Below are 8,797 nucleotides of genomic sequence, written 5' to 3'. Positions count from 1 at the left end.
GTATAGAGACAGCTTACATAGCCAGACATCTTAGGTGTCATCTTAATTAAAAACTGCAACATAAAAAAATTTGGGTTACTTGTAAAAAACATAAACACAACTCATCTAGCCAATGCTAACTAAAGATTTTAATAACCTATCTAGCATGGAAAACGACACACTTATGCAACAATAAATCACTCGTTAAAATTAGCTCAGCGTATCAATATATTCTTGTAACTTAGCATCCGCCTCATCACCGAATAATATTTCACAAGCTTCTTTCAAGCCCGGTGCAGATAAAATATCTTCTTGCCTGACAACCAGAGATATTTTTGAGCGGCGACGTAAAAAGTCCTCTAGTTTGGTGATCATTTCACGTTCTGCGGCATGTTCGACTTCGACCCGTAAGTACTCAGAAGTTTCGATTAATAATTCTGCTTTCTCTGGGTTTTCACGGATTTTCTCCAACATATTAATAGCATTACGACCGTATCGTCGCCAGAACCTTTTGGTAAGAGGTTCAGAGGACGTAGCAGGGGTGAGTCCATCAAAGTCCATCAGTCTAGCACGATGAAAAAACTCATCACGCACAGTGTCGTCAGGTTCGCCATACCATTTAAAATCAGCATATGGCAACATAACCCCCAACTCTTTGACCAAACCAGCCACCTCATCACCCACGTTGATGCAATCTGTAAGTTTGCCACCGAAAATTGATAGATACTTGTCGACTTTATTGGTGTCTACAGCATGTTTGCGCGACAATTGAACCCAATCAGCTACTCCACCTTTACCCTTTATGGCAAGAGGACGCACACCACAGCGTTCTGCGATGATATCCGCTTGAGTCAAATCCTTGGGTAAGTCTAAAAGTTTATTCACGTTATCTAAAATAAACTGCCTGTCTTCAGCTGTAACTGTTGCATGAGGATTTTCGACCTGGGTATCAGTTGTTCCAATACATGTCTTGGGGCCCATAGGTATAACAAAAAACAATCGCCCATCATCGGCAAAAAAAGTGAGGACTTTATTACTGTTAGTAATTTTATCAACAATCAGATGAACACCTTTTGAAAACAAGTGATGATGCTCTGTTGTTTGATGATTCACTTGATTCATTGGGTCTACAAAAGGACCCGCTGAGTTGATGATTATTTTTGAACGTATCTCGAACTCTTCACCACTGATGACGTCTTTAGCTTTAGTGTTCCATTCACCATCAATTTTTTCAGAGCCATTTGCTTGAACATAATTAGCGGCAATACAGCCATAACTCATGCTTGAACGAATGAAATTAAACACAAAACGAGCATCGTTATCGTGCAAAAACGCATCTGAGTATTCAAAACCACCGTTTAAGTTGTCAGCTTTAACCACTTTTTCAAGAGACTTTATTTTGTTAGCCGTTAAATAATGTGGCATTTGTGTAAAAAAACGTCCCATCAACCAATAAACAATGGTGCCCATAAAAACAAACAGAGGCGGAAAACGAAAACCTTTTTGAATACTGGTAAAGAATCGAATTTCTTTAACAGTAGACGGGTAACTGCGCATCAGATGATTACGACTTTTACACAGTTTATTGACCAAACCATACTCGTGGCTTTCGAGATATTTGATACCACCCCAAGCCAAATTTGACGAGTTAGAACTAGTAAATCCAGCAAAGTCACCTTTATCAATCAACGCTACTTTAGCTCCTTTTGCCGCAAGAGCAGCCGCCGATACTGCACCATTAATACCTCCTCCAATGATTAGCACATCGAAGGTTTTCTGTGGCAATTTTTGTATATTACTTTTTCTAAGATTATTCACACTGTTCCTATTATTTACGACTCTTGAATTAATCCGTCGTCGCTGCCCCATGCGAGTTCAGCATTTTGTCTGAAGAACACTTTATTAATTATCAGCGCTGTACTCACACAGGATATCAAAGTAATAAACATCAAGTGGATATAGTGCAAACCAAAGGGAGCATGAAAAGGTGAAAACTCGAATGACAGTGCGCCATACAAAAACACCCCAAATATGACCGCAATGATACCCGCATTAGCGTGCACGTTTCTAAACACTAAACCGACTATAAATATTGATAAAATCGGCATGCTAAATAAACCCCATAACTGTTGCAATAGATTAATGATGCTGTCTGCTTGAGCATAAACAGGCACCAATAACAAAGCTATGACGGTTAACGAAGCCGTGATCCAAGCACTTAACTTGGCCACATTTTTGGGGTGACCAACATAAGGTTCGTGAAGATCACAGACATAAAGTGCAGTAGCCGAGTTCAAGTTACTGTTAAATGTTGATAATACTGCTGCTGCCATCGCAGCAGCAAATATGCCTGATAACCATGTAGGTAATAAATCACCCACTATTTTTCCATATGCAGCATCGCCAATGTCGCCATATAACTGAAAGGAAACGATACCTGGAATAACCACAATGGCAGGTACAATTAGTAGACGTATTCCAACCGCTGCAAATACACCTTTTTGCGCTTCTTTCAAAGAAGGCGCAGCCATAGCGCGTTGCGTGATAACCTGATTAGTCCCCCAGTAAAACATTTGAATAAATATCATACCTGTTAGCAAAGTGTGCCAAGGAATAGGTGATTCGTTATCACCAATTAGGGTGAGCCTGTCCGCTGGAATAGCTGAAAAATCGTAATCAATGGCATTAAGTGCCAAAAACACAATGGCAATAGCCATTGTTAATAACAATACCCCTGAATAGGTGTCTGATACAGCTACAGCGCGCAAACCACCAAAAATCGCATACATCGCACCAAGAACTGCAAATGCAACAGCGACGTACATCAGAGGAATATCAAGGTCAAACATGGTTATCATAAACAAAGAGCCAGAATAAATGACCGCAGGGCAAAATATCAAAGCACTACTCAAGAAAAACAACGCACCAATCACGGCTCGAATATTTTTGTTTTGATAACGTTTTTCTAATAATTCTGTGGTTGTAGTGCACTGATATTTGTAATAAAGAGGCAAAAACACTTTGGCTAAGATTATCAGGCCTAACAACGCGGCAAATTCCCACCATGCCAGTAGCGCCATTTGCGTGCCGTTGGTACCAACCAATTGGTCTGTGCTCAAATTGGTCAAAGTAATTGAACCCGCTATGAAATACCATTTCAAACCACCACCAGCTAGAAACAATTCCTTATTTTGTTGTCCCTCGGTCGCATTCTGCATGCGACCTTTGCCTCTACATTGCATGTACGTGAGCAAGGCAATCAGTGCTGTAACCGCAACAAACACTGTGATTTGAATATTCTGTCCAGACACTATTCTTCTCCTGAGTCGATGCGCATTTGCACACCAGCTATTTTTTGTTCTTCAGAACCATTGTGTAACTTGATGAGTCGGTTGACCTGTCCAAGTGAGGCCAGCATTGCATGAACAGCAGTTAAGTAGTCTTTTTTATTAAAATCGATGACTAAATCGTCGCTGAGCAACCGCAATTCAGACTGATTAATGGTATAAATACCTTTGATCTTCATGCTGCTGTTATTTTCATATTGAATCACAAGTTCAATCTCTGTTAGCAAATTGTATTTTAATAATTGAGCAACGAATTTTTGTGTCTCAATTTCATCCCTAAAATAGTCTGCAAACACTTTTTGAACTTGCAACAAACTTTGAGTTTGATTTTCACCATCAAACAACGCTTGCCCTTCACTTTCACTAAGATACTGACTATCCTCGTCAACATACAAAGCGAGGGTTTTGTCATTTTGCAAGTCTGGTCCCAGTTCAAAAGGCGCTCGTAATATTGAAGCCGGCACATGAGTACCTAACCAGTCATTTTGTGTAAAGTGTAGATTTTTTCCCGCAATGAAACCTAGTAGTGCAGTGGCATGTAATTTTCCTTCTTGAGGATCCTTCATAAATACCACAGGAAAACTTGTGCTTGCTTGAACAAACTCGTTTATCGTCAGCGATGCATGATGTTGTTGGGATGAATGATTAAAATTTGTGTGAGGAAGAATTCTCTTTTTTTGGTGTTTAACGGCATCTAATAAAACATAATTTGGCATCAATATTCTCAATCTTACTTTAAATTAAATAGCTGAAAAGCCTACTCGGTTGACTTTTTCTAATAGTTCTCTGTGACGCGGTAACGAGAACTTAAGTTGCTCTAATCGTTGGCGATTTAACATAATTTGTTTTGTAGCTAATGCTGATTTTTCATACAAATAAGCATTGCTAGAAAAATCAGTCTTAAAACCTGCGCCATACAAAATATATTGATAACTGGCGGCACTAAAAGCTTCCATATTATCAGTAAAATCATACTCAGATGGCGAGCGAAAACGCCACAGTTCTAATAATTCTTTTAATGTGTCGGGAACTGAACTTGGCTCACGATTTTTCACCCAAAACGGTGTATCTCTTTTACTCAATACATAATGTAACTTCAGGAAGTCAATCACCCCTCGCCATTTCATTAACATACTGGCATTAAATCTTTTTGCTGCCATCTGCATCTGTTCAGTGTTAGCGGGTAATTGCTCGGCAATTAAATTGGCAGAAGTTTCCACCAACATTAAAGCAGACGCTTCTAAAGGCTCTAAAAATCCAGCAGATAGTCCTACTGCAACACAGTTGTTTTTCCAAAAAAGTTCTCGATGTCCTGGAGTAAATTTAATGGTCTTTACTTTATCAATCTTGTATTTATCGCCCAAATATTGAGACAAGGTGTCGTAAGCCTGCTCTTGGGTACAAAACTGACTAGAATACACATATCCCACACCTCTTCGGTGCTGCAATCCTATATCCCATATCCATCCAGCATCCTGAGCGGTAGATATGGTACAGCTCGAGATGGGTGTGTCGATGTCTGGATATGGAACTTGTGTCGCAATGGCAGTGTCAGAAAAAAAGATATCATCACATGGCACAAAGGGTACGTTTAGGCTTTTTCCTAATAACTCGCTTCTCATGCCACTACAGTCTACGAACAGCTCAGCGCTCAAGTTACCGTTATTCTTGGTTGCCAATGACCCAATATTACCATTTTCGGCCATCAAAACATGTTCAACTGTGTCACTAAACAACTCTACCTTTAATTCTGTAGTGCAGTGTTCTCTCAATAACTCAATGAATTTCCCAGCATCTAAATGGTATCCATAATTAGCTACTGCTTCGTACTGCTTATTAGCAATAGTTTTTGGTGCTAAACCATTTTCACATAAATAATGTTGAAAAGTAGCTGCCTGAGAAAATGTGCCTTCTCCTTGAGTTGCCTCACGCCAATAAGGGGATAAGTCTACTTTGTTAAACCCTTGTGGTTCACTAAACGGATGATAATACGCATCATCATTTGGATTAATCCAATTAACAAACTTACTGGCTTGTTTGAATGTTGCACTACACTTTTGAATAAACGTAGTTTCAGATATGCCTAACTTAGCCAGCGTTTGACGCATTGTTGGCCACGTACCTTCCCCGACACCTACGGTAGAAATATCTGGCGACTCTATGAGTGACACTTTCACGCCAGCAGCATGTTTTTTGGCTAGCAGACCAGCAGTAATCCACCCAGCAGCTCCTCCACCTAGGACGATGATCCGTTTAATTTCTGAAGACAAGCGTATCTACCTTTGTAAATATATTAAGAATTAATTGCGTGCTATTAATATCCAAGTCACCTAACGATATATTTTTAATAAGTGCTTTTGCAAGTAACTTGGGTATTAATACATCAAAGGGGTTACCCCCTTTCATGTATTAAACTAACAATCTAATCAATGATTAAAATGAGCCTCTTACACCAACAGCGTAACGAGAACCCGATCTCACTTGCTCAGTGAAATGAGCAGGAATCGCTCCGAATTTTTCAACATATTCGTCAGTAACGTTAATACCTTCAAATATAACAGTAAGATGCTCATTTATATCATAACTAGCACTCACATCCCATTGACCGTAAGTCGCAACATTTTCTGGCTGTCCTGTATCACCATTTGCAATGGTTTGTAAGAAAGCCTCACGGTTATTGAAAGCAATACGCGCTTGGAAAGCGTCTTTTTCATAGAAACCAATCACGTTTTGAGAGTCGCCTAAACCTTCCAATGTAGTACCATCACTCGCACTGTTGACTATAGTGGCATTCATTTGTATGCCAAAACCACTTTCCAAGGTGTGAGTCCAGGCCAATTCCAATCCATCTACTTGAGCAGTCTCACCGTTACGTGGACGAGTAACACTAAACTCATAACTACCACTGGCTAAAGAAAACTCTTCTGGAGAAGGAGCTTGAGTAATAAAACCCTCCACTTCTTTACTGAATAGACCGATTGATACTGCGCTAGCATCATCGTAATACCATTCGTAAGACACATCCCAGTTAGTTGACAAAAATGGCGTTAAATTTGGATTACCACCACTGGCTAACAGTAAGTCAGGCCTAGTTGAACCAATGTTAGTAACAGGTCGCATACTAGCCATGGTTGGGCGAGTAAGAGTTTCAGAATAACCAAAACGCAGTAACATATCTTCTTCAACTTCAAGCTTAACGTTCAGGCTAGGCAACAAGTTCGTGTATGTGTTGCTGATAGAAATAGGAACCGATAAGCGCTGTCCTGACGCGTCTTCAAGATATATCTGGTCTAGAATTGTACCATCTAGAGGATTTTGTTGGATATCTAACAAAGTCGCTTGATTACCTGAAGCAGTAGTTTTGGTTTCACTGTATCTAAAGCCAACGTTGACGGTCCAAGGCATATCACCTAAATCACCTTGAAACACAAAATCCGCATAGGCTGATAAGATCTCTTCATCGATTTCAAAACTGGTACCGAGTTCCACAGGTGTGTAACCATTTAATGATGCAAAGGCAGCAATATTTGTTGCTGGATCTTCACCTCTATTAACCGACTGGGCTGTGATAGCTGCGTCTGATTCTAAAAATGACAGATATTTATCTACGTCATATCCAAAGAAAGAACCTGGTATACCATCAAACCAGCCATTTGGTGATATTAACTGTGCTAATTCATCTGGTGCATCTAAACCGTAGCCGCAATAAAAGCAGTTTGGTAAACTAGGAGACTGAAATACTTTTGCTGACTTAGTTCTATCTTGTGTATAAAGACCAAACTTTAACTGGGTAAAAGTCTCGCTATTAGGCGTGTATGTAAAATCTGCACGCATTTCAGTGATTTCATCTTCACGTTCATCACCACCTCGCTCTACATAGTGAGCACGCAATTTACTTGCATCAGATTCAGTGAATGGCCCAGATATACCATCTGATGAAAATGCTGGAAGAGCACCACCTCCAGTGAAATCGTAGGTGTATCCATTCGCATAACCCATTACCGTAAAGACACGGCTTTGGTCTCCACTTAAATCTTCAGCAGAAGAGTTAGAAATATCGATATTAACATTAAACTGTTCACTCAATTCCCAATCTGCGTTAAATCCAAAACCTTTAATTTCAACATTACGATCCAGACCTTGTTGAACAAAGTCAGTTGCTCCAGAACCACCGCCAGTTGGGTCATTAAAGGCATTATGTGACCAAAAATTGACTGTTTCTGTTGCCGCATCCACTTCAAAATCACGGAAATTGCCCGGAGTAAACCAGTTAGCATAGTTATTGACTTGAGACTCAACTTCAAACTTCGAATATAAACCGTCAAACGTCAGTGTAATATCTTCGCTAGGTGCATATTGTACAACCAATGTGCCACTAGTACGTGTTCGATCTTCTGAATTAGAAGTTAAATCAAGATTTCGAGGCACCCATACATTAAACGCTTCTTTACCCGTCCCTGTAGTGGCATCAAAATCATTTGTAGCGATCCGTGGTACTCGATAATAACCACGAGTATCTGCTTGGTTGATCTGTGCTTGGCGTTCTTGAACGGATAGGGATAACAACACACCCAAAGTACCATCATTAAATGTGTTACTTACTAAACCCGAAAAAGCAGGGTCAGTCTCTTCAGATAGACTGTCGTAAGTGCCTTTAACACTTCCCACAGCGGTGAAACCGTCCATATCAAAAGGCTTGGCTGTTTTTAAGTTGATATATGAACCTATTCCACCGTCCTGATTCGCTGCATTAGATGTTTTGTACACATCTGCACCTGCTATCAACTCAGATGCAAGGGTATCAAAACTGAATTCGCGACCAGCACGTTCTGATGCCATTTGGCGACCGTCAACTGTGACTAAGTTAAACTGTGGGCCAAAACCACGTACAGAGATTAATTGACCTTCACCACCGCTGCGATCTATCGACACACCAGTAATACGTTGAAGTGATTCAGCTACGTTTTGATCTGGAAATTTACCTATATCTTCAGCTGAAATACCGTCAGAAACAATAAGGGCTTCTTTTTTATCTGAAAATGAACGTTTAAGACTACTAATTAAACCACGTACTTCGATGACTTCTATACTGTCATCTGCAAAGGGAGTGGGAGCCGTCTGTGCATTAGCTGCAGATATTGTCAAACTTGCAGCAGGTATTATTAGGGCGGCCTTTACTGCCGTCCAAAGATAGTTTTTTTTCATGTGATGTGTCCTGTTTGTCTAGTTAATTATTATTTATGGATGTGATAGTTATTTATTTTTGCCTAAAAAAGTGGGTAATCAATAGACCGAAAATAAACAAATTATCAACATATTCACAACATACAAAGATAGCACTTTGCATTCTTGTTAATATTTACAGTCAAAGCTCTACGTCATATTTCTATTCGCAACTAAGATTAATCTTATCAATCCATACGGGGGCAAGCTTAACAGCAATAAAACTACACTTATATAAGATAGAAGAG

5 protein-coding genes are annotated in these 8,797 nt (G+C 39.8%); all 5 read right to left on the bottom strand.

Translation table 11 applies throughout. The features are described 5' to 3' along the window. Positions 1-189: 189 nt before the first annotated feature. The 5 genes from QZ562_RS17355 to QZ562_RS17335 all read right to left on the bottom strand — a co-directional run bounded on the left by QZ562_RS17355 (position 190) and on the right by QZ562_RS17335 (position 8,531). Positions 190-1,797, bottom strand: coding sequence for an FAD-dependent oxidoreductase (locus QZ562_RS17355; protein ID WP_293762945.1), 1,608 nt, complete (start codon positions 1,795-1,797; stop codon positions 190-192). A 14-nt stretch (positions 1,798-1,811) separates the two neighbouring features. Next, positions 1,812-3,290 (bottom strand): SLC5 family protein, encoded by a 1,479-nt coding sequence (locus tag QZ562_RS17350; protein WP_293762942.1) that lies wholly within the window; start codon positions 3,288-3,290, stop codon positions 1,812-1,814. After that, entirely contained in the window at positions 3,290-4,042 is a 753-nt protein-coding gene (locus QZ562_RS17345; protein ID WP_293762939.1) for a SapC family protein, read from the bottom strand. The genes QZ562_RS17350 and QZ562_RS17345 overlap by 1 nt, the downstream gene beginning before the upstream one ends. Positions 4,043-4,066: 24 nt before the next feature. Further along, the gene (locus tag QZ562_RS17340; protein ID WP_293762936.1) at positions 4,067-5,596 is read right to left on the bottom strand and encodes a tryptophan halogenase family protein; all 1,530 of its coding nucleotides are present in this window, start codon (positions 5,594-5,596) and stop codon (positions 4,067-4,069) included. A gap of 163 nt (positions 5,597-5,759) precedes the next feature. Next, on the bottom strand, positions 5,760-8,531 hold the full coding sequence (locus QZ562_RS17335; RefSeq protein ID WP_293762933.1) for a TonB-dependent receptor: 2,772 nt from the start codon (positions 8,529-8,531) through the stop codon (positions 5,760-5,762). Positions 8,532-8,797 lie beyond the last annotated feature (266 nt).

The sequence above is a fragment of the uncultured Paraglaciecola sp. genome, assembly GCF_913058035.1.
GTDB lineage: Bacteria > Pseudomonadota > Gammaproteobacteria > Enterobacterales > Alteromonadaceae > Paraglaciecola.
This window is presented reverse-complemented; position numbering and strand designations above follow the sequence as displayed.